This window comes from Mycobacterium sp. (genome assembly GCF_965229105.1).
Taxonomy (GTDB): Bacteria; Actinomycetota; Actinomycetes; order Mycobacteriales; family Mycobacteriaceae; genus Mycobacterium.
Genome location: NZ_OZ245858.1, coordinates 5,471,518 through 5,496,998 on the forward strand (window position 1 = coordinate 5,471,518; position 25,481 = coordinate 5,496,998).

Annotated in this window: 27 protein-coding genes; 6 read left to right on the plus strand and 21 right to left on the minus strand. The window is 64.5% G+C overall.

What is annotated here, in order from left to right; translation table 11 throughout:
- Nucleotides 1-9: 9 nt before the first annotated feature.
- The 6 genes from ADBZ9O_RS25720 to ADBZ9O_RS25745 form a co-directional block, all read right to left on the minus strand.
- On the minus strand, nt 10-462 hold the full coding sequence (locus tag ADBZ9O_RS25720) for a hypothetical protein (RefSeq protein ID WP_526525902.1): 453 nt from the start codon (nt 460-462) through the stop codon (nt 10-12).
- On the minus strand, nt 459-737 hold the full coding sequence (locus ADBZ9O_RS25725) for a hypothetical protein (RefSeq protein WP_526525903.1): 279 nt from the start codon (nt 735-737) through the stop codon (nt 459-461). Before ADBZ9O_RS25725 ends, ADBZ9O_RS25720 begins: the two co-directional genes overlap by 4 nt.
- A 433-nt stretch (nt 738-1,170) precedes the next feature.
- The gene (locus ADBZ9O_RS25730; protein ID WP_526525904.1) at nt 1,171-1,467 is read right to left on the minus strand and encodes a hypothetical protein; all 297 of its coding nucleotides are present in this window, start codon (nt 1,465-1,467) and stop codon (nt 1,171-1,173) included.
- A 9-nt stretch (nt 1,468-1,476) separates the two neighbouring features.
- The gene (locus ADBZ9O_RS25735) at nt 1,477-4,008 is read right to left on the minus strand and encodes an NAD(+)--arginine ADP-ribosyltransferase (protein ID WP_526525906.1); all 2,532 of its coding nucleotides are present in this window, start codon (nt 4,006-4,008) and stop codon (nt 1,477-1,479) included.
- Nucleotides 4,009-4,011: 3 nt separating this feature from the next.
- Nucleotides 4,012-4,305 (minus strand): WXG100 family type VII secretion target, encoded by a 294-nt coding sequence (locus ADBZ9O_RS25740; RefSeq protein WP_526525908.1) that lies wholly within the window; start codon nt 4,303-4,305, stop codon nt 4,012-4,014.
- Nucleotides 4,298-4,612, minus strand: a complete 315-nt coding sequence (locus ADBZ9O_RS25745) for a WXG100 family type VII secretion target (RefSeq protein WP_526525910.1) — start codon at nt 4,610-4,612, stop codon at nt 4,298-4,300. Before ADBZ9O_RS25745 ends, ADBZ9O_RS25740 begins: the two co-directional genes overlap by 8 nt.
- Before the next feature lie 132 nt (nt 4,613-4,744).
- On the opposite strand from ADBZ9O_RS25745, the gene ADBZ9O_RS25750 reads away from it, so the two are divergent.
- Nucleotides 4,745-5,404 (plus strand): C39 family peptidase, encoded by a 660-nt coding sequence (locus ADBZ9O_RS25750; RefSeq protein ID WP_526525911.1) that lies wholly within the window; start codon nt 4,745-4,747, stop codon nt 5,402-5,404.
- Nucleotides 5,405-5,431: 27 nt separating this feature from the next.
- Here ADBZ9O_RS25750 and lpqB read toward each other — a convergent pair whose 3' ends face one another.
- The 9 genes from lpqB to ADBZ9O_RS25795 all read right to left on the minus strand — a co-directional run bounded on the left by lpqB (nt 5,432) and on the right by ADBZ9O_RS25795 (nt 14,314).
- Nucleotides 5,432-7,207 (minus strand): MtrAB system accessory lipoprotein LpqB, encoded by a 1,776-nt coding sequence (lpqB, locus tag ADBZ9O_RS25755; protein ID WP_526525912.1) that lies wholly within the window; start codon nt 7,205-7,207, stop codon nt 5,432-5,434.
- Nucleotides 7,204-8,883 (minus strand): MtrAB system histidine kinase MtrB, encoded by a 1,680-nt coding sequence (gene mtrB / locus ADBZ9O_RS25760; RefSeq protein ID WP_526525914.1) that lies wholly within the window; start codon nt 8,881-8,883, stop codon nt 7,204-7,206. The genes lpqB and mtrB overlap by 4 nt, the downstream gene beginning before the upstream one ends.
- A gap of 52 nt (nt 8,884-8,935) precedes the next feature.
- Nucleotides 8,936-9,622: a two-component system response regulator MtrA gene (gene mtrA, locus ADBZ9O_RS25765; RefSeq protein ID WP_526525915.1), complete on the minus strand. Its 687-nt coding sequence runs from the start codon at nt 9,620-9,622 to the stop codon at nt 8,936-8,938.
- Between the two features lie 80 nt (nt 9,623-9,702).
- Nucleotides 9,703-10,368: a dTMP kinase gene (locus ADBZ9O_RS25770; protein WP_526525916.1), complete on the minus strand. Its 666-nt coding sequence runs from the start codon at nt 10,366-10,368 to the stop codon at nt 9,703-9,705.
- Between the two features lie 74 nt (nt 10,369-10,442).
- Nucleotides 10,443-11,909 (minus strand): adenosylhomocysteinase, encoded by a 1,467-nt coding sequence (gene ahcY / locus ADBZ9O_RS25775; protein WP_526525917.1) that lies wholly within the window; start codon nt 11,907-11,909, stop codon nt 10,443-10,445.
- Between the two features lie 117 nt (nt 11,910-12,026).
- Nucleotides 12,027-12,674, minus strand: coding sequence for a TetR family transcriptional regulator AlkX (gene alkX, locus ADBZ9O_RS25780; RefSeq protein ID WP_526525919.1), 648 nt, complete (start codon nt 12,672-12,674; stop codon nt 12,027-12,029).
- Between the two features lie 49 nt (nt 12,675-12,723).
- Entirely contained in the window at nt 12,724-12,918 is a 195-nt protein-coding gene (locus tag ADBZ9O_RS25785; RefSeq protein WP_526525920.1) for a rubredoxin, read from the minus strand.
- A complete protein-coding gene (locus ADBZ9O_RS25790) occupies nt 12,915-13,088 on the minus strand; it encodes a rubredoxin (protein WP_526525921.1) in 174 nt (57 codons plus the stop codon). Before ADBZ9O_RS25790 ends, ADBZ9O_RS25785 begins: the two co-directional genes overlap by 4 nt.
- A complete protein-coding gene (locus tag ADBZ9O_RS25795; RefSeq protein ID WP_526525922.1) occupies nt 13,088-14,314 on the minus strand; it encodes an alkane 1-monooxygenase in 1,227 nt (408 codons plus the stop codon). Before ADBZ9O_RS25795 ends, ADBZ9O_RS25790 begins: the two co-directional genes overlap by 1 nt.
- A 200-nt stretch (nt 14,315-14,514) precedes the next feature.
- On the opposite strand from ADBZ9O_RS25795, the gene ADBZ9O_RS25800 reads away from it, so the two are divergent.
- Entirely contained in the window at nt 14,515-15,888 is a 1,374-nt protein-coding gene (locus ADBZ9O_RS25800; RefSeq protein ID WP_526525923.1) for an FAD-dependent oxidoreductase, read from the plus strand.
- On the opposite strand, the gene ADBZ9O_RS25805 is transcribed toward ADBZ9O_RS25800, so the two are convergent.
- The 5 genes from ADBZ9O_RS25805 to ADBZ9O_RS25825 all read right to left on the minus strand — a co-directional run bounded on the left by ADBZ9O_RS25805 (nt 15,878) and on the right by ADBZ9O_RS25825 (nt 21,143).
- Nucleotides 15,878-16,801 (minus strand): cation diffusion facilitator family transporter, encoded by a 924-nt coding sequence (locus ADBZ9O_RS25805; protein WP_526525924.1) that lies wholly within the window; start codon nt 16,799-16,801, stop codon nt 15,878-15,880. The two genes, ADBZ9O_RS25800 and ADBZ9O_RS25805, sit on opposite strands and share 11 nt — an antisense overlap.
- Before the next feature lie 15 nt (nt 16,802-16,816).
- A complete protein-coding gene (gene manA, locus ADBZ9O_RS25810) occupies nt 16,817-18,055 on the minus strand; it encodes a mannose-6-phosphate isomerase, class I (protein WP_526525926.1) in 1,239 nt (412 codons plus the stop codon).
- Between the two features lie 13 nt (nt 18,056-18,068).
- Entirely contained in the window at nt 18,069-19,175 is a 1,107-nt protein-coding gene (locus tag ADBZ9O_RS25815) for a TobH protein (protein WP_526525928.1), read from the minus strand.
- Nucleotides 19,172-20,584 carry a phosphomannomutase/phosphoglucomutase gene (locus tag ADBZ9O_RS25820; protein WP_526533500.1) on the minus strand — a complete coding sequence of 471 codons (1,413 nt, stop codon included), beginning with the start codon at nt 20,582-20,584 and terminating at the stop codon, nt 19,172-19,174. The genes ADBZ9O_RS25815 and ADBZ9O_RS25820 overlap by 4 nt, the downstream gene beginning before the upstream one ends.
- 127 nt (nt 20,585-20,711) lie before the next feature.
- Nucleotides 20,712-21,143, minus strand: a complete 432-nt coding sequence (locus ADBZ9O_RS25825) for a DUF3499 family protein (RefSeq protein WP_526525929.1) — start codon at nt 21,141-21,143, stop codon at nt 20,712-20,714.
- Between the two features lie 89 nt (nt 21,144-21,232).
- Between ADBZ9O_RS25825 and ADBZ9O_RS25830 the strand changes: the two genes are divergently transcribed.
- Complete coding sequence (locus tag ADBZ9O_RS25830; protein ID WP_526525930.1) at nt 21,233-21,724, plus strand: metallopeptidase family protein; 492 nt, start codon at nt 21,233-21,235, stop codon at nt 21,722-21,724.
- A gap of 24 nt (nt 21,725-21,748) precedes the next feature.
- Here ADBZ9O_RS25830 and ADBZ9O_RS25835 read toward each other — a convergent pair whose 3' ends face one another.
- A complete protein-coding gene (locus ADBZ9O_RS25835; RefSeq protein ID WP_526533502.1) occupies nt 21,749-22,084 on the minus strand; it encodes a WhiB family transcriptional regulator in 336 nt (111 codons plus the stop codon).
- Nucleotides 22,085-22,462: 378 nt separating this feature from the next.
- Here ADBZ9O_RS25835 and cofD point away from each other — a divergent pair, with 378 nt between their 5' ends.
- From cofD to ADBZ9O_RS25850, 3 genes are read left to right on the plus strand one after another with little or no spacing between them, the layout of a single operon-like run.
- Nucleotides 22,463-23,467 (plus strand): 2-phospho-L-lactate transferase, encoded by a 1,005-nt coding sequence (gene cofD, locus ADBZ9O_RS25840; RefSeq protein ID WP_526525931.1) that lies wholly within the window; start codon nt 22,463-22,465, stop codon nt 23,465-23,467.
- Nucleotides 23,464-24,825 (plus strand): coenzyme F420-0:L-glutamate ligase, encoded by a 1,362-nt coding sequence (locus tag ADBZ9O_RS25845; protein ID WP_526525933.1) that lies wholly within the window; start codon nt 23,464-23,466, stop codon nt 24,823-24,825. The genes cofD and ADBZ9O_RS25845 overlap by 4 nt, the downstream gene beginning before the upstream one ends.
- On the plus strand, nt 24,822-25,367 hold the full coding sequence (locus tag ADBZ9O_RS25850) for an NUDIX hydrolase (RefSeq protein ID WP_526525934.1): 546 nt from the start codon (nt 24,822-24,824) through the stop codon (nt 25,365-25,367). The genes ADBZ9O_RS25845 and ADBZ9O_RS25850 overlap by 4 nt, the downstream gene beginning before the upstream one ends.
- The last annotated feature ends 114 nt before the right edge of the window (nt 25,368-25,481 follow it).

Below are 25,481 nucleotides of genomic sequence, written 5' to 3' on the forward strand. Positions count from 1 at the left end.
CGTCTGGAGTTACCCACGGGGCGTAAACCGGCCGGGCGAATGAACGACGACGGGAGGAAGCATTAACGCGGTGCCGATCTGGCGCCGCACGACGGCTTGCAACTCAGTGGCGTCTTCGGGCAATCCGGCAGCGGTTCCTGGTTCTGCCAGCAGGGCAAGAGGGCGTACCAGGCCATCAACGTCAATCGAGCCGACCGGCTGAAGGATTGTGCCCGGAAGCAGCGCAATTTCCTCTTCGTCTGGGTGACGAGACAAGCGCGCAATGCTCCGCCCCGAAATCGCCACTATGGCTACTAGCTGATCCGCCGTGAAATTCTCACTCGCTACCCGCGGATTAATCGAAGTCGGCAAAACGCTTTGCAGGGTGATCGCCGCATTGATCCCGACCCCAGATGATCCGCGATAAGTAATCGCAGGCGTCGCGGGTAGGGCTAAAAGTGCGTCTAGAAGACTCTGAGTCATTGTCGAGCCTTCCCTGCTTTAATGGCTTTCAACGTGGCAGCGGTGGCTCGCTGCAAAAACTCAGTACCCCTCGCTTTTCCGTGGACATCCCACTGCCAGCTCCCGACGTACGTCAAATCAGCCCCCGGTCGACCAGGGAAACCTATTTCAATAATATCGCGCTTGATAAGCAATGGAGTGGGTTCGACATAACCGCGGACTATGTCGATTTTGAACCCGACCTTCGACAACGTTGCGACCATCGCTTGCTTGGCTTCTAAATACTCAGCTCCCATTATTTATTCTCCTTCTAGTATCCAGGAATTCTCGCGTCGTTTATATCAAAATTGAGCAGCATCGCCGTTTAGAAAATTGATTTCGAGCGAATCATCCGGACGAAGATACATGCGGTCTTCGCAGACCTCCGTCCAAACAACATCCGCTACCTGAGCTCTCTACTCATTTGCGTGGGTGAGGAAGTCTCACCCCTCCCATCACTGCTCGCCAGGACGATCAGGAGCGTGCGGCTTCGATCGTCGAGGATCAGTCGATTTTGGACAGATTTCGCATCCAGAGTCTGTCAAGGAAGGAAAGCGAATGAAGATCGGTTTCATATCTCAGTATCCGACACCTTTGCTGTTGATTTCTTGCGGCATTTCTTGTTCGCGTTACTTCCAGCGAGCAATTTCTGCCGCCAGAACAGTCTCGTCGAATAGGAAAGTGTTTCAGTTATCGCATTAAGAATGTGTAGTATCGGGCTAGAGCGACAAGTGCGGCTTCGGAGAGTTCCGGATGCTGTGCGGCCATTATAGATTTCATCGCTTCTCCGCCTTCTATTAGGCTCAATCCATCCCAGTTGACTTCCGTTCGCATCGCCTCGTCGAGTGTTTCACGAACTTTTCCAAGCATCCACGAAGCGCTCTCGCCGAATACACTGTCGAACTCCTCGGTATTTTTCCCGGGGTAGCGCCGAAGAAAAATCACAATAGCCTCGTTGATATCTGAGCTTGACTCGTTTGGTTCCATTCGAAAAGTCTACTCCCGACTGAATATTACTATCTGAGTACCAGTATCTGGATCTACCTGAACGATTCTGACTACATTGGGATTCTCCATCAGCCGCCCTATCTCCACAGTTTCCCAAATATTGCCGGGGCGCAGGCTGCTACCGATCACCGCAGTCACCGACCCGCTGGCGTTGTCGGCATAGGCTGCAGATGCCTGCTCCCAGAACCGGACTGATTCTGGATCCAGCTGATTCCACACAGGCAGTGGATCTACGCCGTTCTTCTGAAGTGTCATCTCCAGTGTGGTTGCGTGCGCATCCGTAGCCATCTGTTCAGCTACACCGGATCCGTCAGGCCCGACTCCGACACCACTCGCGTCACGCCCCGACCAGTAATAGGCAGAATCAATGTCGGTTTTAGTGAGATCTCTTAACTCGGGGAACGACGGCAAACTGCCCGGGGGATAAAATTCGCCATCGGGCGGTGGATCGAACGGAGAACGATCACCGTTGAGTTCGTGATCCCCGGGGCCATCTTGAGAACGACCTGGATCAGCCCCATCGGGACTGCCGGTGCCGCTCGAGTCGCCGCCTCTATCTCGCGCTCCGGAGTCACCACTTCCAGTAGCTCCGTCTTCCCCACCGCCGTGCCCCGGCCGGTCACTACCGGGTCCGTGTGAGCCACCCGAACCCGAACCATCCCCACCAGTGGGCCCATAGCCATGCGTCGCAGCCTCGCCCGCGGCTTCGGCGCTGTGTGCGCCCACACCAGCCGGTACCAGATCGTCGCCTGCGCCGGCCGCCGAGGACGCCATCCCACCCAAGTCGGGTAGCTTCGGCAGGTTCTCCCCCGCAGAACCGGCAGCGGAGGCAATCCCGCCTAGATCAGGAAGTTTGGGCGCTCCGGCGCCCGCACCGGGCGCGGCTTCAGGCACTCCGTGGCCAGCCGGGCTCGGGCTGGAAGCTGGGACGGGGGCAGCTTCAGAAACATGCCCACCAGAAGCGGACACACCCTCGCCTGTAGCTGGCGTCGCAGACGGAGCGTCATGAGGCGCCGGCCCAGCAGGCGGGCGAGACTCCGTGGGCGACGTCGGCCTCGGAGCCTCTGGCGGCAACGATGACGGCTCAGCTGGTCGCGGGGCGGGTGCTGGCACGGGCTCACCCGGTCGCGGCCCGGGCATCTCCGGGGTGGGCGGCCGCACTGGCGGCGGCACCGCATCAGGCAACACCGCCGGTAGATGCTCCGCAGCATTGTCAAGCCCTTCGGTGGCTTTGGCGACCTTGCCCCCTGCCCCACCGGGGATGAGCATGCTCGCCAGGTCGACCGCCGTCATTCCTGCTGCCTTGGCCGGGTTCTCGGCCCACATGTCCCAGTGCACCGTGTCTTTGCCGAGCTGTTTCCACACGTCGGCTACGCCTGGCGCGCCGTCACCGCCTAACCCCACCAACGGGGCCACCGCCTCGAACTGCCCCTTGACGTCATCGAGGTAACCGTCAGTGTCGAGAACCATCCGAGGCAGGCTGTAATCCCACGCGTGGGTCACAGTCTCCTCAGCGATGTCGAAGCCGCGCCCCCACGCGCCAGATGCGTACTGGCCGAGTTGATTGATCACCCCACCGACATCAGTCCCGTGCAGGAACTGATCCCACTCCTTGTCAGCGGCACTGGCGATCCCAGAAACAGCATGCTCCACCGCGCCGACCGTCGTCGAAATCTCCGACGCCAACGCCGAGGCCTCGGCGGACAAGCTGTCGACGACGGTCTTGATATCGTCGGCGATCTGTTTGATCTCGTCTTCGTCCTCGTCGGTGATGATGTCCCAGATTTCCTTGATCCCGGTCATCGGGTCGCAGATCCGCGACAACAGATCGATGATCGCCGCGTGCGTGGCGTCGATCTGTCCGGCGTAGGCGTTCAGGGTGCTGGCCACACTGGCCGTCGCAGACATGATCTGACTGGCCGCCGCCAACGACCCCGAGAACATCTGACCCATCATCTCCCCCTCGGGGATCTGTTGGGCACCAACGACTCCCAAGGGCGCGGCGGCACTGGTCTCGGTCACCAGCAGTTGCGTTCCCGCAGCCACCCAAGCACCGGCGGCAGCACGCAACTTGGCGGAATCACCGTTGGGCCAGATCATTCCGATGTACTTGGCGACCCATTCGAAACCGGCCGGGGCCGAATCACCGGCACCGACAGACGACGGCGCCGACGATGCCGTGATCTTGCCGGTCGCACTCGGCGCAGGCAGCGGTTGCGCGCGCCGAGACACATCGGACTGCGCCTCGGCCACCGAGTAGTTGAATGCCGACATCCGCACGCCATCACCGAGATTGACCACGCTGTTGCGCGCCGTGGCAGTCGCCTTGAGCAGCGCATCAGCCGACCGGTCGTAGGCGTGCCCCATGGCCTCACCCACCGGGTCGTTACCGCACATCGAGCCGCAACCCGATAGCGTCCCGGTCAGCGTCGACAGCGTCAGACCGATGCCCTTACCGACATCGATCAGCGAGGATCCCGCGCCGTCGAGGGCGCCAGGATCAACGATCAGCGGCGCCATCGCCTACGTGGACCACATCTTCTGATTCGCCGCGATGGCATCGGTGTAGTTGCCGTGAGCGCCCGCCCCAGCCTTATGCAATTGGTCCAGCGCCTCGCGCATCATGGCCGCACCCCGGACCCAGCGCTGATGCGCCTCGGCCTGGCTCGCCGCGCCCTCTCCGGTCCAGGTGAGGTGCAGGTTCTTGACCGTCGTATCGATCTCGGCAAGCAGTGCCTCGGCGGTGTGCTGGAAATCGGTCATCCGGTCCACCGCGTCCGCGATAGCTTCTGGATCCACCGCAAAGCGCTCAGCCACGGTAAACCCCGCGCAAGTCCTCCGCCGTGGCCTGTTCCTGCTCTTCGTAGCCTTTGCCTGCCTCGCCCAGCAGGTGCGCCATCATCGCCAGACCCTTTTCCACCTCGTCGGCGCCACGATGCCAGGTGTTCCAGATATCCGCATAAGCCCCGCCTGAGGTTCCCTGCCAGGTCGCCAACATCGACGTCACGGTGCCGTCCAGCGATTTCAGCTGCGCGAGCAGATGATCCGCCGCCGACGACAGTGCCTCGCAACTGGCGGCCAGGACGGCGGGATTCGCCTTGAGTTCTCCCCCGCTGTCGGCCATATGGGCGAGGCTAGCGACCAAATTCTGTCAGCTCAATTCACCTGACCGCGCGCCAAGATCCTGCCAAGGATCCGCCCAGGGCTGCGTTCGAAGCTTCCTTTCGTACATCCGAACGGAAAAGGAAGCCCCGACATGCGTAACGCCATCCGCACCACCACCATCGCCGTTCTGATCGGCGGCGCCGCCCTCGGCCTGGCCGGTACCAGCCATGCCGCCGCATACGGGGACGCGGACTCGGCCACCCCGTACTGGAGCCAGCAGACCCTCGATGACTGCATGCTGATGGCGGTCGCCGACGTGGTCGGTCAGATCACCGGCACCACCCCCAGCGAAGCGGACATCATCGCAGTCGCCGGCGCAACACCCAGCCGCTACTTCAACGGTCCGGTGTACACCCCGGCCACCGATATTGACGACCCCTCGACCTGGTCGAAGACCGACAGCCGTGACGAGATGACCTTGCTGACGCATTACGGCATCAGCTCGACGAACACTGATGATTACTCAGCCGAAGACGGCGGCCTGCCTACCGGGATGACTGCCTTGGAGAAGTATCTGAACCAGGGGCGCAAGGTCATCGTGTCGGTGAACGCCGAGACGTTGTGGGGTGAGGACGGCGATCACAACACCGGTGACCACGCGGTGGTCGTCACGAGCGTGGACACCGACAACGGCATCGTTCACCTCAACGACAGCGGACCCGACGACGGCGCCGACGAGCAGGTGTCAACGGCCACGTTCGAAACCGCTTGGAAGGCCGCGGATCACGACATGGTGGTCACCAATGCCTAACCGGCCCAGTCCTGACAACCCAACGGATCAGCCCGGTAGCACCGGTGCCGCCCCGGGAAGCAGGAACGGGCGCACTTCCGACCAGGCCTGGTCGTCTTCGGCGCCGGAACCCGAAAGTTGTTTCACCCCACGCTGATCCTCGACGTACACCGTCGAGGGGTTGGCCGCCACCGTCGTCACCGGCATCTGCAGGTTCCGGCTGGGACCGTCTGAGTTGACCCCGTCGAGGTTCACATACGACACCGGATGTGTCGGATCATTGCGGCTCACCACGATGTCGTCACCGGTGCGCCAGGACAGTGACACCACCGAGGAGCCGAGTCCGAAACCGAGGCGTCGCGGATAGGTCAGCGCGAACTCTCCGCCCTGCGTCTGCTCGACCCCGGCGAGAATCACCTGTCCTTCGATGACCATCGCGGCGCGGGTGCCGTCACGCGACAACTGCAGATCAGCGATGGCCCCGGTGAATCGTGTTGATACCGCGGTCGAATCGACCGGAATCTTGGCCGGCTGGCCTGAGGCCGCTTCCCGGATCACCCGCACCACGTTATTACCGTCGACCACCAACCACACCGCTTGATCGAGCGCCCACGTCGGCCGCGACAGACTGCGCCCGTCGGCGGCCTGCACCGCCGACCCACCGCTGTCGCCGATCCACAACGCGGACGCCATATCCGGTGCCCCGGCCCGTAACGTCACCACCGAGGCCACCTGATGCCCGTCCCGCGATAACGCCGCCGACGTCTGATCGGGCATCTGACCGAAGGCCCCAGGCACCCGAGTGGCCTTCTGTCCGTCCAGGAACATCAACGATCCGCCGACCAGCGAATGCAGACCGGCCGACGCCCCGTCTGCCGCGCCGGGATCGGTGGCCGCGACATCGGAAGTGTCCCAGCCGTCGGCGAAGCGGTCGTCAAGCGCGGCGCCATCGGCGTTGATGACATACGGGCCCTTGATATCGGCGCGCGTCAGCGTCCAGATGATCTGCGCCGCAAGCAGTTGCCTGCTGTGCGGGTCCGTGGTCGACAGATTCTCCAGCTCCACGCGCGCGCCACCGTAGCCGCGCCCGATACCGGTCTTACCGCCGTCGGCGCGGGTCACCGGCCCTCGCAACCGCAGCGGCGGCGCGAGCATATTGCGGACCGTGTTGTCCATCTCCGGACGCGGTCCGATGATCAGTTTCGACACCAGTTCGGTGGCGAGTTGGTCAGGGTCGGAGACGGCGACGTAGCGCGGGTCGGGTGCCATTGTCTTGCCGGTGGGGTCGACGAAGTAGAGCGTGTGTCGCTTGTAGGTTTCCTGAAACTGCTGCCAGTCCAGGAACACTCCATTGGGGAGTTTGTCGATGCGCCAGCCGTCGGGGGTTTTGACCAGTTCGATCTGGCCTGGATCGGGCAGCGCCCCCTCGGCGGTTTCGAACACTCCGATATCGGACAGCGAGCCAAGGATATCGGCGCGCATCGTGACCGAAACCCGCTCAGCACCCCGGGTTTCGACGAAAACCACCCGGTCGATCAGCAATGCGCTGCCGGCATCATCCCAGGCGCTCGACGCCGATTCGGTGAGGAACTGCCTGGCGGCCAGATGCCGGTTGCCGGGATCGGCGGTGGCCTTGAGGAACTCGCGGAGCAACAGATCGGGATCCATGCCAGGCGTCGGCTTGGGCAGGCTGGGAGGTGCGGGCCGGTCGACGGTTCCGATCGCTTGCGGCGCAGATGAACTCGGCACGCCCGCGCATCCGGACAACGAAGATATGCAGAACGACAGCACGCCGACCAGTAACACGGTCAGCCACCGCTTCACACGGTCTCCCCTGCGGGTTCGCGATCGCGCTGGCGCGCCAGATCGGCGGCCTTCGCGGAACTGTTGCGGTCTTTGCGTTCAGCGGCAATGGGTTTCATCGGCAGCGGACTCGTGGTCACTTTGTGCCCACGGACCAACGGCAACGTGAGCCGGAAACACGCACCCTTGCCGGGTTCACCCCATGCCTCCAGCCGTCCCTGGTGTAGCCGGGCATCCTCGATACTGATCGCCAGGCCAAGACCCGTTCCACCGGAACGGCGCACCCGGGATGGGTCCGATCGCCAGAACCGGCTGAAGACGAGCTTCTCCTCGCCCGGCCGCAGGCCGACGCCGTAGTCCCGAACGGTGACCGCGACGGTGTCCTCGTCGGCGGCCATCCGAATCCGTACCGGTCGACGCTCGGCGTGGTCGATGGCATTGGCGATCAAGTTGCGCAGGATGCGTTCGACGCGCCGGGCATCGACTTCGGCGATCACCCCGTCTTCGGGCATGTCCACCACCAGTTCGACACCCGCTTCGTCGGCCAGGTGCCCGACGTTGCCGAGCGCGCTGTTCACCGTCGACCGCAGATCGACCGCTTCCACCGACAACTCGGCGACACCGGCGTCGTGGCGGGAGATTTCGAGCAGATCGTTGAGCAGCGTCTCGAACCGGTCCAATTCGTTGACCATCAGTTCGCTGGACCGCCGCAACGCAGGGTCGAGGTCTTCGCTGTGGTCATAGATCAGATCGGCGGCCATCCGCACTGTCGTCAGCGGTGTGCGCAACTCGTGGCTGACATCAGAAGTGAAGCGCCGCTGTAAGTTACCGAACTCTTCGAGCTGGGTGATCTGCCGCGACAGGCTCTCGGCCATATCGTTGAACGACACCGCCAACCGCGCCATATCGTCCTCGCCGCGCACTGGCATCCGTTCGGTCAGGTGGCCTTCGGAAAAGCGTTCGGCGATGCGCGATGCCGAACGCACCGGCAGCACCACCTGCCGCGAGACCAACACCGCGATCGAGGCGAGTAACACAAGTAGCACCAGCCCACCGGTGACCATCGTGCCGCGCACCAGCGAGATGGTGCTCTCCTCATTGGTCAGCGGAAAGATCAGGTAGAGCTCCAGATTCGTCACCTGTGATGACGTCGGGCTACCGATGATCAGCGCGGGCCCGGAGAAACCTTCCGTGCGCACGGTCGCGTACTGGTAGCTGACCTGGCCCGCCTTGACGAAATCGCGCAACGCTTTCGGCACCTGATCGATGGGTCCGGCGGCGGTCGCCGCCCGCGGACCGTCCCCGGGTACCACCAGCACTGCGTCGAATGCGCCGGCCAGGCCGCCGCCCGAGGTCGGGTCGGCCTTGGAGGTCAACGTATTTCGCGCCAGCTGCAGGCTGCTGTCCAGCGAGCGAGTCTCCTCACCACCGACGATGCCGCTGACGGTGTTTCTGGCTCGTTCGACTTCCTCGGTGGCTGCACGGACCTTGACGTCGAGCACCCGGTCGGTGATCTGGCTGGTCAGGACAAACCCCAGGACGAGAATCACCGCCAGCGACAGCCCAAGGGTCAGCACCACCACGCGCAACTGCAGCGAGCGGCGCCACGCGATGCCCACAGCTCGACTCAACGCACTCAGACCGCGCAGTAGAGGTGCCGACCGCCGGTGAATGCGCCGATTCGAGCGGAGAATCATTGGCCTCGCTCCGCCTCGCCCGTGCCTCGCTCCGCGTCGTCGCGGCGTGAGATCACGGCGGTCCGGCCTTGTAACCCACTCCTCGAACGGTCAGGACGACCTGCGGGTTCTCCGGGTCCTTCTCCACCTTGGCGCGCAAACGCTGGACATGGACGTTGACCAAACGCGTGTCAGCGGGGTGACGGTATCCCCACACCTGCTCAAGGAGCACATCACGAGTAAACACCTGCCGCGGTTTGCGTGCCAGCGCCACCAGCAGGTCGAACTCCAGCGGGGTCAGCGAAATCTGCTCACCCTGGCGGGTCACCTTGTGCGCGGGCACGTCGATCTCGACATCGGCGATCGACAGCATCTCGGCCGGCTCGTCCTCATTGCGACGCAGCCGGGCCCGGACGCGGGCCACCAGTTCCTTGGGCTTGAACGGCTTCATCACATAGTCATCGGCGCCGGACTCCAACCCGAGGACGACGTCCACGGTGTCGGTCTTGGCGGTCAGCATGACGATCGGCACACCGGAGTCCGCGCGCAGCACGCGGCACACGTCGATACCGTTCATGCCTGGCAACATCAAGTCCAGCAGCACCAGATCGGGCCGCAATTCACGAACAGCGGTGAGCGCTTGGGTGCCGTCACCGACAACCGCGGTGTCGAATCCCTCGCCGCGCAGCACGATGGTCAGCATCTCGGCCAGCGACGCATCATCGTCAATGACCAGAATCCTTTGCCTCATGGTGTCCATGGTGTCACCAGAACGCGACAAAACTCCGGTAGCACACGCGCGTTTCCTCGCAAAACCCACCCCCGATCGCCTCGGAGGGCTCAAACAGGGCCAAAACGGCGGAAATCGAGTCCTAGAAGCCGCTCCAGGGACGCGATCACGTCGCCGGCAGTGGCGGTCACGCCCGCGCGTATCCACGGTCCGCCCCAGTGGGCGTCGGCCAATCCGGAATACACCGCAGCGGTCCGCTGCTGCAGCCCGCCATCGCGTTCGTAGGCGTCGCGCGCCCGGTCCGCGTCCTGCTCTTCGCGGACACGGGCCCGCTCCCCCGCCAACTCAACCGAAACGTCAAGCAACAGTTGAAAATCCGGGCTGGGGAGCCGCAGCCGCTGATATTCGAGCCGATACACCCAATCCACCACGTCACCGTCGGCGGCCTGGCTGAGCCGCGCGGCACTGTAGGCGGCATTCGACGCCACATACCGATCGAGTAGCACGACGTCATAGTTGCACCGCAGGTCGACGAGCTGCTCGGCGGCACCGGCGCGGTCAAGGGCGAACAGCAGCGCCATCGCGTACACCGACTCGGCCAGGTCACCGTGGTCACCGTGCAACGCCTCGGCTGCCACGTCGGCGGGCACCGACTGCCCGTAGCGCGGGAAGGCCAGTGACGCGACCGTCTTCCCGTCAGCTTCGAACGCGTCCTGTAGGGCCGTGGACAACGTGCGCTTGCCTGCGCCGTCGACACCTTCTATCGCGATGAGCACGCGGCCAGCCTAGAACTTCACGCAGAACGCCGGGTACGACAGTGCGTCGGACCCGGCGTCCTACGTCGGAAAAATCAGTAGCGGTAGTGCTCAGGCTTGTACGGGCCGTCGACGTCGACGCCGATGTACTCCGCCTGCTCCTTGCTGAGGCGCGTCAACGAACCGCCGAGTGCCTCGACGTGAATCTTCGCGACCTTCTCGTCGAGGTGCTTGGCCAGGCGGTAGACCTCGTTGTCGTACTCGTCGTTCTTGGTCCACAGCTCGATCTGGGCGATGACCTGGTTGGAGAAGCTGTTGCTCATCACGAACGACGGATGGCCCGTGGCGTTGCCCAGGTTCAGTAGCCGGCCCTCGGACAGCACGATAATCGAATGGCCGTCCTCGAAGACGAACTCGTCGACCTGCGGCTTGATGTTGATCCGCCGGATCTTCGGGTCGCGCTCCAGGCGGGCCATCTCGATCTCGTCGTCGAAGTGACCGATGTTGCCGAGGATGGCCTGGTGCTTCATCGCCTTCATGTGCTCGAGGGTGACGATGCCCTGGTTGCCGGTGGCGGTGATGACGATGTCCGCCCAGCCGATGGCTTCTTCGACGGTCTTGACCTCGAAACCGTCCATCAGTGCCTGCAGCGCGTTGATCGGGTCGATCTCGGTGACCGCGACGCGGGCGCCCTGGGCCTTGAGTGCCTCGGCGCAGCCCTTGCCGACGTCGCCGTAGCCGCAGACCAGCGCGGCCTTGCCGCCGATCAGGACGTCGGTGCCACGGTTGATGCCGTCGATCAGCGAGTGCCGGGTGCCGTACTTGTTGTCGAACTTGCTCTTGGTGACCGAGTCGTTGACGTTGATCGCCGGGAACGACAGCTCGCCTGCGGCGGCGAACTGGTAGAGGCGAAGCACACCGGTGGTGGTCTCCTCGGTGACGCCCTTGATGGACTCGGCGATCTTGGTCCACTTGGTCTTATCGGTCTCGAAGCGCGCACGAACCAGCGCCAGGAAGACCTTCCACTCGTCGGAATCGTCGTCCTCGGTGGGGGGCACGACGCCGGCCTTCTCGTACTGCGCGCCGCGCAGCACCAGCATCGTCGCGTCACCGCCGTCGTCGAGGATCATGTTGGCGGGCTCGCCCGGCCAGGTCAGCATCTGCTCGGCAGCCCACCAGTACTCCTCCAGCGTCTCGCCCTTCCAGGCGAAGACCGGGATGCCCTTGGGCTCCTCGGGTGTGCCGTGCGGGCCGACGACCGTCGCCGCGGCCGCGTGGTCCTGGGTGGAGAAGATGTTGCACGACGCCCAGCGCACTTCGGCACCGAGGCTCACCAGCGTCTCGATCAGGACGGCGGTCTGCACGGTCATGTGCAGCGAACCGGACACCCGTGCGCCTTTGAGCGGCAGGACGTCGGCGTACTCGCGACGCAGCGCCATCAGGCCGGGCATCTCGTGTTCGGCGAGCCGGATTTCCTTGCGGCCGAATTCAGCCAGTCCCAGGTCGGCTACCTTGTAATCGATGCCACCCCGGACATCAGCGGTTAATTCTGGTGCAGTCATATAGAGCCCCTTTTATTCGTTCGACTTCTTGTTTGGAAGTGCCTTTGAGCGCACAACGCGCCGACGACACCCTCGGCCTGCGGGCTCGCGGGACAGGCGCTTGAAGCGCACTGACAGCTAAGGGGTATCTACAACACCGTAGCGTTCGGCGAACGGCGTCATCAAACGGGCCAGGTCACGGGCCACGTCATGGTCGGCCTCCGGCGGCATCGACACGTAGCTCATCGCCAGCCGCACAATGGCCCTGGCCAGCACTCCGGAGTCCTCGTCACTGGCCTGTACCCAGCTGCTCATGAATGACGTCGTCAGCCGCGACGACGCCCTGGCGATGATCGGGGCACTGTCGGTGGTGATGATCTGCAGCAGGTCCGGCTTGGCCACACCGGTCAGCAGGGAGATCACCAGCGGATCGGATGCCGATTCGGCGAAGAAGGCGCGAAAACCCTCCAAGAAGGCGGCTTCGATATCGCCGACGTTCGATCCGATCGCGTCCTCGACCGCATCGACGAGGCGATCGGCCAACCGCAGCGCGTATCCCTGCGCCAATCCTTGGCGGGAGCCGAATTCGTTGTAGATGGTCTGTCGGCTGATCCCAGCCACCTTGGCGACATCAGCCAGGGTGATCGACGACCAGTCCTTGGTTACCAGCAGGTCTCGCATGGCGTCGAGGACCAGATCACGCAGCAGCACGCGAGACGCCTCGGCGTAGGGAACCCGTACGGGTTTCCCAAAGCTGTCTGTCCGGTCACTGCGGGGCCTAGCCACACGGGCGACACTGACACCAACCAGCGCGGGCGTCAACACGACGGGCCCGTCACGACCGGGCGACTTCGATCATCTCGAAATCGGATTTTGCTGCGCCGCAGTCCGGGCAACTCCAGTCGTCGGGGATGTCGTCCCAGCGGGTGCCCGCCGCGATGCCATCTTCGGGCCAGCCTTTGGCCTCGTCATATTCGAAGCCGCACTGGAAGCAGCGGAACAGTTTGTAGGCCTCGTCTGACGCGGTCATGCGCTCGCTCCTGTCATCTCGAAATCGATCTTCTCCCGCACCCCGCAGTCGGGGCAGCACCACTCATCGGGGATGTTCTCCCATTGGGTTCCCGGCGGAAACCCCTCCCGCGGTGCACCTTTGGCTTCGTCGTAGATGTAGTCGCAGACCGGACACCGATAGGAGGCCATCAGCTCGCCGCCCCGTAACGAGCGAGGATCTTCTCCCGCCTGCGGGGGTCGATATTGACCCGGGTGATGTCGCCGTCGTAGTGGTCCAGGACGCGGTGGTCCATCACCTTGCGCCACAGCGGCGGGAAGTAGGTCAGGCCGATCATCGATGCATATCCGCTGGGCAGGTTGGGCGCGCCGTCCATGCTGCGCAGCGTCTGGTAGCGCCGCGTCGGGTTGGCGTGGTGGTCACTGTGCCGTTGCAGGTGATAAAGGAACAAGTTGGTGACGATATGGTCGGAGTTCCAGCTGTGCTGGGGTGAGCAGCGTTCGTAGCGGCCGCTTTCCATTTTCTGGCGCAGGAGCCCGTAGTGCTCGAGGTAGTTGACCGTCTCCAGCAGGCAGAACCCGTAGATCGCCGAAATGATCATGAACGGGATGACACCAGCGCCGAAGATGGCGATCAGCACGCCCCAGAAGACTGCCGACATCGCCCATGCGTTGAGCACATCGTTGCTGGGATGCCACACCGATTTGCCCTGCCTGCGCAGCCGCGCCGCCTCCAGCTCCCACGACGATTTCAAGCTGCCAAACACGCTGCGGGGCAGGAATTCCCAGAACGTTTCGCCGAACCGTGCCGATGCCGGGTCCTCCGGGGTGGCGACGCGAACGTGGTGACCCCGGTTGTGCTCGATGTAGAAGTGGCCGTACCAGGTCTGGGCGAGGGTGATCTTGGACAGCCAACGCTCGAGTGAGTCCTTCTTGTGCCCAAGTTCGTGCGCGGTGTTGATACCGATCCCGCCGAGGGTCCCCACCGACAGCGCCAGTCCGATCTTCGCCACCCAGCTCAGCCCGCCGTCATAACCCAGCCAGCTCAGGTCGGATGCGGTGAACAGGTAGGCGCCGACGATCACGCTGGCGTATTGGAACGGGATGTAGATGTAGGTGCACCTGCGGTAGTACTTGTCGTTCTCCAACTGCTCCATCACCTCATCCGGCGGGTTCTGCCCGTCAGGGCCGAACCGCAGATCCAGGGCGGGCAGCAGCAGATAGACCAGGGCCGGTCCGATCCAGAAGAACACCTGCGACACCGCGGTCCAACCGAACTGGTTCAGCGCCCAGACGAAGGGCATCACGATAAACAGCGCCGTCGGGGCGATCAGCCCCATCAGCCATAGCCGCCGCTTCTTATCCCTCCACTGATCAGGGGATACCGGTCCGTTCTTGGCGTCCAACTGCGATGTCACGACAAGCCACCTCCTGAGAAATTCGTCACTGCGATGCGTTTGACTATAGATACTGTTTTGTCCGCTGTCTAGACATTGATGTACTTTTTGTAAAGCCCGCACGACGGCCCTCGCTCTCGGCGTCGGGGTCATACTCCGGTCATGTTTGCGGGGGCGAAAACCGGCAAAACGTGACCGGTACCGCAGGTACCGTCGCGGAGATGGCACGGATAGAGGATGGCTATCCCAAAGACGCGGTCGTCATCGGAGCGAGCATCGCCGGACTCTGTGCCGCGCGGGTGCTCTCCGAGCACTATCGCCACGTCACCGTCTTCGAGCGCGATGATCTGCCCGCCACCCCCGCGCAACGTCCCGCGGTGCCGCAAGGCCGGCACGTCCATCTCCTGATGGCCCGCGGCGCCGCCGAATTCGACGGCCTCTTCCCCGGCCTGCTCGACGATATGGTCGCCGCCGGGGTCCCGATGTTGGAGAACCGACCGGACTGCATCCACTTCGGGGCGGCCGGTCACCCCCTGGGCATAGACCACACGCTGCGCGATGAATTCACCGCCTACGTGCCGAGCCGACCCCATCTGGAATGGCAGATCCGCCGGCGGGTCGCGGCCATCCCCAATGTCGAGATCCGCCACCAAGCCGTGGCCGAACCGTTGTTCTCCCCCGCCGAGGATCGGGTCACCGGCGTTCTCCTGACATCCGGTGACCAAGACAGTGCCGTACTCGCGGATCTGGTGGTCGATGCCACCGGACGTGGTACCCGCCTCCCGGTCTGGTTGCAGCAATGGGGTTTCCCGCGCCCGCCTGAAGTGACGGTCGACGTCGGCATCGGCTATTCCAGCCAGCAGGTGCGCATCCCCCACGGTCTGATCGAGGAGAAGGTGGTGGTGGCGGGTGCGTGCCGCGATCAGCCGCTGGGTCTTGGCATGTTGTACTACGAGGACGGGATCTGGACCGTCACGACGTTCGGCATTGCCAAAGTTGACCCGCCACAGACTTTTTCGGGCATGTGCGCACTGGCCGACGAGATCCTGCCGCGCCACGTCAGTTCCGCACTGCGCGCCGGCGATCCGATCGGCGAGGTGGCGTTTCACAAGTATCCCGTCAGCAGGTGGCGGCGCTACGACAAACTGGACCGCTTCCCCACCGGGATCATCCCGTTCGGCGACGCCGTGGTCAGCTTCAATCCCACCTTCGGTCAGGGCATGACGATGTCATCGATCCAGGCGGGCAACCTGCGCACGGTGCTGCAATCCGGCGATCTGGATATCGCCGGCCGGCTGGCGAAGGCCACCGCCAAGACCACCTATCCCGTCTGGACGATGACGGCGGTCGGTGATCAGGTACTGCACCTGGCACCGGGACCGCGGCCGTGGTGGTACGGCGCGGTGGGCAGCCTGTTCGATCAGTTCCTGGGCGCAGCCGAGACGGATCCCGTTCTGGCCGAATGGTTTCTGCGCCGCTTCAGCCTGCTCGACAGCCTATGGATGGTTCCGTCGCCGGCCCTGGTCGGGCGGACCATCCGGCACAACATGGCGGCGTGGTGGGCCAGTCGCGCAACGCCCAGCCCTAGCCGGTGAGCGCTGTGCGGTCCAAATCCGGTTCCAGATAGATCACCCGCGCGGCCGGGACGGCAGCCCGCACGGCCGCCTCGGCGGCATCGATCGTCGCCGCCACCGTCACCAGGTCGGTCTTGGGCGCCAGCGCGATCTTCGCAGCGACCAATAGTTCTTCGGGCCCCAGGTACTGGGTGCGGATGTGAATCAGTCGGTCGACATGCGCGGTCTGCTCCAGCGCCGCACGGATGGCGTGCTCCTCCGCGCCGGTGGCGCCCTCGCCGATCAACAGACTGTGCATCTCGATCATCAAGATCACCGCGATGATGCCCAGCAGCACGCCGATGGCGGCCGTGCCGATACCGTCCCAGACCGGGTTACCCGTCACCACGGTCAGGCCGACACCCGCCAGCGCCAAGACAAGACCGATCAGTGCGCCGGTGTCCTCCAGCAGCACCACCGGCAGCTCGGGATTGCGCGAGGTGCGAATGAAATGCCACCAGCTGCCTTTGCCCTTCAACGGCCGGGATTCGACCATGGCGGTACGAAAACTGTAGGACTCCAACAGGATTGCCACCACCAGGATCACGACTGCGACCAGCGGCGACGTCAGCTCACTCGGATGGCTGATCTTGTGATAGCCCTCGTAGAGGGCGAACAGCGAACCCAAGCTGAACAGGACCAGTGCCACCACAAACGAGTAGAAGTACCGGCTGCGGCCGTAGCCGAACGGGTGCAGCGAGTCGGCTTCCTTGCGGGCTTGGCGCTGGCCGAACAACAGCAGAGCCTGATTGGACGTATCGGCCACCGAGTGCACGGCTTCGGCCAACATGGACGAGCTGCCGGTGATCAGGTAGCCGACAAACTTCGCCACCGCAATCCCGGCATTGGCCAATAGCGCGGCCAAAATGGCACGGGTGCTCCCGGCAGTCGACATGGATGCGCTCCTCGCTCAGATACCTACGGTGACCCGGAACAGTGTGGTCGGGGTATCCGCGACCAGCCGGATGGGGCCGTCATCGGCGGATACCCACACCGCGGATCCACGTTCGAGCGTCAGTGTGTCAGATTTCGCGCGGACCACGGCCCCGCCCTCCGCGCACACCAGGATCTGTGGGCCGTCGTGCTGAGACGGGGCGTCGACCTCATGGCCGAGATTGGCACCGTCGAGGCGCAGCACCGACACCGCGAATTCCGCCGCGGGGGTGCGGTAGGTCTGTTCGAACCCATCCTGATCGAGCCGTGGGTGCAGCGAATCCGCCGAAGCGGGCGTGAAGTCCAGCACCCGCAGCAGCTCGGGAACGTCAACGTGTTTGGGTGTCAGCCCTCCGCGTAACACGTTGTCGGAGTTGGCCATCACCTCGAAACCCATACCGCGTAGATAGCTGTGCAGATTGCCTGCGGGCATATAGAGCGCTTCGCCGGGAGCGAGCTGCAACCGGTTCAGCAGCAGGGCGGCAAGCACCCCCGCGTCGCCAGGGTAGCGCTCACCGAGTTCCAGTACCGTCCTGGCCACTTCAGCGAATTCGGTTGCACCAGTTCGCAAATAGTTCACTGCGCCGTCGAGCACCGCGGGCACCAGTACGTCCAGATGAGGCTGCGGCGCGGTGATCCAGGTGGTGAACAGCGCCCGCAGGCCCCCTGCACCGGACGGGTCTTCGGACTGTCCGGACAGCAACGCGACGAACGGGTCGAGTTCTTTGACGTCCAGCGCCTGCATCAGTTCGACGGTGCGCGCGACCGGCCGGAATCCCGCCAAGGCCTCGAACGGTTCGATGGCGACCAACAACTCGGGCTTATGGCTGCGGTCCCGGTAGTTGCGGACCGGCGAGGACAGTGGCACGCCCATCCGGTCTTCGTGCTGATATCCCTCGATCGCCTGCTCGGTGCTCGGATGTGCCTGTAGCGACAACGGTTCGTCGGCGGCGAGCACCTTCACCAGAAACGGCAGTACATCACCGAACCGGGCCCGCACAGCCGGACCCAGCTGACCTTCGGGATCAGCGCGAAGCACCTCCAGGAGCGAGCGTTCACCGCCCTCGGTCTCCACCCAGGCCGGATCGGCCGGATGCGCCCCCAGCCACAGTTCCGCTTCCGGATGTGGGGCGGGCGCCGGTCGGCCCGTGAATTCTGCGATGGCCGTGCGTGATCCCCAGGCATAGGTGCGGATTACTCCGCGTAACAACTCCACTAGCGATTCCCCGTCATCCCCGCGCCAGCCGCAGGTACACGGCTGCCATCTCCAGCCGGACCGCGAGCGTCGCCAACTGCTGCTCGGGCCGACCGGCGTCCACCGGAGCCGATGTCAGATCCGGTACATCTTCGACCCCGACCACGTCGATGTCACTGAATCCGGCGAGCCGGGCCGTGACCACCTGGCGCTCCGCGGCCAAGGTCAACGCCAACACCCGCATTCGTTCCGGCATCGGTCCGTCGAGTTCCTCGTCATGAAACAGTGCAGCCATCGCGCTGTCGTCACCCATATCACCGTACCCACCGGAGGTGTCGGACCGGAGCGCGACCAACGCGTCGGCGAGACCTGCGGCACCGACCACCTGACCGGCAATCCGTAACAACACCACGGCACCGTGGCGGGCCAGCGAAAGGGTAGCCGCACAGTCACCGGTCAGCACCACACCGCGACCGGCGATGCGCTCAGCGAGCGCCTTGGCCGCATTGGTGAACAATTCGCGACCAGCGCTGTTACGCAACGCTTCTGCATCCAGCTGGTCGGCCAGTGTCATCAGATCAAGCGGCGGCGCGCTGGCGGCCGAACTGGCCTGAACAGCCGCAACGGTGGCCAGCCCCGCCGCCAGGTAGCGGCACAGGCCGAAATCGTCGGGCACCCACAATCGGGGTGCCAGCACCGCGACCCGACCGGCCGTCACATCGCGTAGCGGTCCTTCATACGGCGCCGCGATGACCACCCTGGCTCCACGCCGGACGCCGGTGGCCGCCGCCGCGACCAGCGCCGGATCAGCGGAGTCATCCCCTGCGATGACGACGACGTCGAGTGGACCGACCCATGGCGGGGCCTCGGCGGCGACCACGATCGGTTCGGCCGCCGAGCCGCCCAGCGAGGCGGCGAGCATGGCACCTGCCGATGCGGCAGGCCCTCGGCCGGACACCCAGATCAACGAACGCGGGCGCTGATCGCTGTGCAGGGAATCGAGTGCACCTTCGGCAACCGCTGTGGCGGTGGCCCTTACCTGCGCGCCCGCAGAGGACGCCGCCCGCAACAGTCCGTCGCGGTCGGCGGCGATCAGACCCTCGGTGTCATCGAGGTCGATCGCGGCGCGCAGGGCGCTCACGGCTCCGCCTGAACCAGGGTGTTCGTCGCGGTGATCTGTGCCGCCACCTGCTCGACGATGGCGTCGACGTCCTCGACGGTGCGGGCCTCGACGTTGAGTCGCAGAAGCGGCTCGGTATTAGACGTCCGCAGGTTGAACCAGCTGCCGTCGCCGAGGTCGACGGTGACACCGTCCAGGTGATCAAGCGAATGAATCCGGTTGCCAAAGGTTTTCAGCACGGCTTCCACGCATGCCGGCGCATCTGACACGGTGTAGTTGATCTCACCGGACGGCTCGTAGCGCTGGTAATCGGCGGTGAGCTCTGACAGCGGCCGATCCTGGGCACCGAGTTCGGCCAGTACATACAACGCCGCCAGCATGCCGGAGTCCGCACCCCAGAAGTCGCGGAAATAGTAGTGCGCCGAGTGCTCGCCGCCGAAGATGGCGCCGGTATCGGCCATCAGGCCCTTGATATAGGAGTGCCCAACGCGCGAACGCACCGGCATCCCGCCGCGCTCGATCACCAATTCGGGCACGGCGCGCGAGGTGATCAGGTTGTGAATGACGGTCGCACCGATCTCACGCTGCAACTCACGGGCGGCCACCAGACCGGTCACCGCCGACGGCGACACCGGGCGGCCACGTTCGTCGACCACGAAACAGCGGTCGGCGTCGCCGTCGAAGGCCAGGCCGATATCGGCGCCCGTTTCGACGACGAACTTCTGCAGGTCGACCAGGTTCGCCGGGTCAAGGGGGTTGGCTTCGTGGTTGGGGAACGAGCCGTCCAATTCGAAGAACAGCGGCAACACTGTCAGTGCGGAGATGGCACCGAGCACCGCAGGCGCGGTGTGACCGGCCATGCCGTTACCCGCATCGACGGCCACCCGCAGGGGCCGGAGTTCGGTGACATCGACCAATGACCGCAGGAACTGGCCGTAATCGTCGAGGACGTCCTGATCGCTGATGGTGCCTGCGGGACCGTCGAATTCGGGCACACCCGCAACGATCTCCTCGCGGATGGTGGACAGGCCGGTATCGGCTCCGACAGGTTTGGCACCGGCCCGGCACAGTTTGATGCCGTTATAGGCGGCCGGATTGTGACTGGCGGTGAACATTGCCCCTGGGCAATCCAGCCGGCCCGACGCAAAGTACAGCTGGTCGGTCGATGCCAGGCCGATGCGGATGACATCGAGACCCTGGCCGGTGACCCCGGCGGCAAACGCCGCCGCGAGGCTCGGCGAGCTCTCTCGCATGTCGTAACCGATGACTACGCGACTGGCACCGTTTCGCTCATCGCGCACCAGCCGGGCGAACGCCGCTCCGACCTCGCAGACGAAAGCCTCGTCTATTTGTTCACCGACCAGGCCGCGCACGTCGTAAGCCTTGATCACACGGGCTACCGCGTCGGCGGACCTGGCGGACGGTGACATCAACAGCACTCCTGACAGACGGACTTCCCGTGTCAGCCTAGCGGTTCGGACCGTCGTGTCTCGCGGCTAACGCACTGGACGTCGGCTTTGGCCGGAACACCGCGACTGTGGCAAAACCGATCGAAGATCAGTCAGTGAGGTCGGGCAGTACCCGCAGATGGCCGCGTCTGCGGCCGGTATCGCCGGACAAGTGGGCCTGCGCTGCCATCACACCCGCGCCGGTAACCGACGCGCGTACCTGCGGGTGCCCGCCCGGATCGGAGAAACCGTTGACCGGTCGCTTGGGCAACCCGTCGCGACCTTCACGCACCGCATCGGCCAACGCCGAGAGGTCATCTTCGTCGGGAGGTGTGGGCAGAGGACCTGCGTGCCGCACCAGTTCCCATCCCCGAGGGGCGGTGATCCGGCCGGCGTGGGTGACACACAGATCCCAGGAGTGCGGTTCGCGGACGGTGGCCAACGGGCCGACGACAGCCGTCGAATCCGAATAGACGAACGTCAGCGTCGCCACGGCGTAATGCGGGCACCCGGGCCTGCAGCAGCGACGGGGAACATTCACGTTCGTGAGGCTATCGTGCGGAAACCCTCGTTGACCGTCGGACACGCGCACCTGTGATCGCGGCGATGTGGAACCGTTACGATCGGCCGGTGGCGGATTCCCCCAGCTCCCGACGCGGTCGCGCGGGCATCCGGTCGGCGTCGCGTCATGGCCGCGAAGTCCGCGGCCCACTGCTGCCCCCGACGGTGCCCGGTTGGCGCAGCCGCGCGGAGCGGTTCGACATGGCGGTGTTGGAATCCTACGAGCCCATCGAACGCCGGTGGCAGGACCGTGTTTCCACACTCGATGTGGCGGTGGACGAAATCCCGCGGATTGCGGCAAGGGATCCGGAGAACGTGCAGTTCCCACCAGAGGTGGTCGCCGACGGGCCGATCGCGCTGGCCAGGCTGATCCCGGCAGGGGTCGATATCAGGGGAAATGCGACGCGGGCGCGAATTGTATTGTTTCGCAAGCCGATTGAGCGGCGCGCCAAAGATTCGATCGAACTGACCGAACTGTTGCATGAAATTCTGGTGGCTCAGGTCGCCACATACCTTGGCGTCGAGCCATCCGTTATCGATCCGACGATCGACAACGACTGAGAGCTCAGGAGTAAGACCGAAGGATCAGATGATGCCGCGCTTGAGGCGACGACGCTCACGCTCGGACAGTCCGCCCCAAATGCCGAACCGCTCATCGTGGGCCAGCGCGTAATCCAGGCACCGGTCCTTCACCTCGCAGCCCAAGCAGATGCGCTTGGCCTCCCGAGTGGAGCCACCCTTTTCCGGGAAGAAGGCCTCGGGATCTGTTTGCGCGCACAATGCGCGGTCCTGCCATTGATTGTCTTCGGATTCCGCTTCCGGCTCAAAGGAATCGGACACCAAGCTCAAATGCGGCCGAGCGCCTAATACCGATGGCTCTGATGACAGCGGGATCAAATTGGCGTGCGGTGTACTCCCCATTGCGGAGCTTCCGATCGCGCCAACAAGGTGCTCATAGGACATGTTCCGCCTCCTCACCTTGGTTTCATCAATGCTGAATGTGCCCCACTATTTATAACTTTGGTCATCTCAATTCGAACATACGATCGAATCTCGGTCTCCGACACCGTAACCGGCAGCCCCAACCGGGAAATGACACTGATGTGATTAGACACGGGTTAGCTGCCGAGGTCAAGGGGAGGAACCGGAATTCATACCATTTGGGTCCGACATTTCCGCGCGTCGACGCCTGGGCGTGTCGGGACCGTGACCGCGTAGTGATCCTAGGGGCATCCCGGCCAGCGATTCAACCGACTCGTCCGACGGGTCCGTGGCGTCGTCCGACTAGTCTCGTTCGGTGTGAGGGTCACCGTTCTCGTCGGCGGCGTCGGCGGCGCGCGCTTCCTGCTGGGCGTCCAAAAGTTGCTGCGCCAGGGTCAGTTTGCTGACCCGGAAAGCCCAGAAAGCGCAGCCCACGAGCTGACCGCCGTCGTCAACATCGGTGACGACGCGTGGATGCACGGGGTTCGAATCTGCCCTGACCTGGACACGTGCATGTACACCCTGGGCGGCGGAATCGACCCCGAACGCGGCTGGGGTCACCGCAACGAGACCTGGCATGCCAAGGAAGAACTCGCCGCGTACGGCGTGCAACCCGATTGGTTCGGTCTCGGCGACCGCGACCTGGCCACCCATCTGGTGCGCAGCCAGATGCTGCGCGCGGGATATCCCCTCTCCCAGGTGACCGAGGCGCTGTGCGCGCGGTGGACACCTGGCGCCCGACTGCTACCGGCCAGCGATGACCGCAGCGAAACGCATGTGGTGATCACCGATCCCGACAGCGGCGAGCGCCGGGCCATCCACTTCCAGGAGTGGTGGGTGCGTTACCGCGCCGCCGTCCCCACCCACAGCTTCGCTTTCGTCGGTGCCGAAAAAGCCACGGCCGGGCCAGATGTCATCGACGCCATCGGGCAAGCCGATATCGTCTTCTTTGCCCCATCGAACCCGGTGGTCAGCGTCGGAGCCATCTTGGCGATCCCCGGCATCCGGGGTGCGCTGCGCTCCACTGCCGCTCCCGTGGTGGGTTTTTCGCCGATCATCGCAGGAAAACCATTGCGCGGCATGGCCGATGAATGCCTGACGGTGATCGGCGTCGAATCGACGTCGGAGGCGGTCGGCAGACACTACGGCGGCCGGTCTGGGACCGGGGTGTTGGACGGCTGGCTGATCTCCGAAGGAGACCATGCCGAGATCGATGGGGTGGCAGTTCGTTCCGTCCCCTTACTGATGACCGATCCGCAGGCCACTTCCGCCATGGTGCGGGCGGGCCTCGAGCTGGCCGGTATCGCGACGGAGGACCTGTGACAGAGGAATCCACAGGCGGTCCCGAACATGGCGCCGCGGCGGCCATCGAGATCCTGCCAGTGCCTGGGCTTCCCGAGTTCCGCCCCGGCGACGACCTGACCGAGGCCCTGGCCCAGGCCGCACCGTGGCTACGCGACGGCGACGTCGTCGTGGTGACCAGCAAGGTGCTGTCCAAATGTGAAGGCCGGATCGTAGCGGCACCCACAGACCCAGAGGCCCGAGACACGCTGCGGCGCAAGCTGATCGACGGCGAGGCGGTGCGGGTGCTGGCCCGCAAGGGGCGAACCCTCATCACCGAGAACAACCTTGGGCTGATCCAGGCCGCAGCCGGTGTCGACGGCTCGAATATCGGGAGCGCCGAATTGGCACTGCTACCAGTCGACCCCGACGGCAGTGCCGCACGCCTGCGGGCGGGCCTGCGTGAACGGCTCGGTGTCACCGTCGGCATCGTCATCACCGACACCATGGGCCGGGCGTGGCGCAACGGCCAGACCGATGCCGCGATCGGCGCCGCCGGTATCCCGGTGTTGCACGGCTACGCGGGCGCGGTCGATCGGCACGGCAACGAGCTGCTGGTCACCGAGGTCGCCGTCGCCGATGAGATCGCCGCGGCAGCCGACCTGGTCAAGGGCAAGCTGACAGGTATCCCGGTGGCGGTGGTGCGGGGACTGACGCTGGCCGACGACGGGTCCACCGGTCGCGATCTGCTCCGACCCGGTGAGGACGATCTGTTCTGGCTCGGCACTGCAGAGGCCATCGATCTTGGTCGCAGGCAGGCCCAGCTCCTGCGTCGCTCGGTGCGGCAGTTCGATCCGGCGCCGGTCGAGCCCGTCCTGATCGAAGAGGCTGTCGCGGAGGCCTTGACCGCGCCTGCACCTCATCACACCCGTCCGGTGCGGTTCGTCTGGCTGCAGTCCACACAGCGCCGAATCGCACTGTTGGATCGGATGAAACAGCAGTGGCAGGCCGACCTGCAGGCCGACGCCATCCCGGTCGCAGCCATCGACCGCAGGGTGGCCCGCGGTCAGATTCTCTATGACGCACCCGACGTCGTCATCCCGTTCATGGTTCCCGATGGCGCACATAGCTATCCCGACCCGGCCCGCACCGCTGCTGAGCACACCATGTTCACCGTCGCGGCGGGTGCCGCGGTGCAGGGGCTGCTGGTGGCGCTCGCGGTACGGGGGGTCGGCAGCTGCTGGATCGGGTCGACGATCTTCACCCCCGATCTGGTGCGCACCGAGCTCGACCTGCCGGCCGATTGGGAACCGTTGGGCGCCATCGCCATCGGCTATCCATCCGCGGACGCCGGACCACGCGACCCGGCCGCAGTCGACACTCTGCTGGTCCGTCGATGACCTTGCGCGACTCGGTGATCGATACCTTGGCGGGGTGGCGGGCGCCGGATTCCGAGCAGGATTCGGTGCGTCACGCTGTGACGGCTTTCGTACTCGCCAGGACGGATTCCTGCGCACGCGAATGCGAACCGGGCCACATCACCGCATCGGCGGCAGTTCTCGACGACAGCGGCACCCACGTTCTGCTGACACTTCATCCGAGGTTGGGCCGGTGGGTTCAACTCGGCGGGCACTGCGAGACCGGTGATCCCGATATCGGCGCCGCTGCACTGCGGGAGGCGACAGAAGAGTCCGGGATCACCGGCCTCACCTTGGGGCCGCTCGCAGCCATTCATGTACACCCGCTGACCTGCTCACTCGGCGTACCCACCCGGCATCTCGATCTGCAGTTCGTCGCCCACGCGCCGGCGGGGGCAGCGATCACCATCAGCGATGAGTCGCTGGATCTGCGGTGGTGGCCCGTGACCGGGTTACCACCGGGCACCGATCAGGCGCTGGAGTATCTGGTCGCCCGCGCAACCAGTCAGGGCCAGGTGTTCTGACCCGCTCAGCGGAATCAATGTCCTGATACAGAACTGTCACCGATGTCCTGAGACATCACAAGCCCGCGGTGTTGTGCGGTCTCTGATGGTGAGCTGATCGGGGCGATCCAGGGG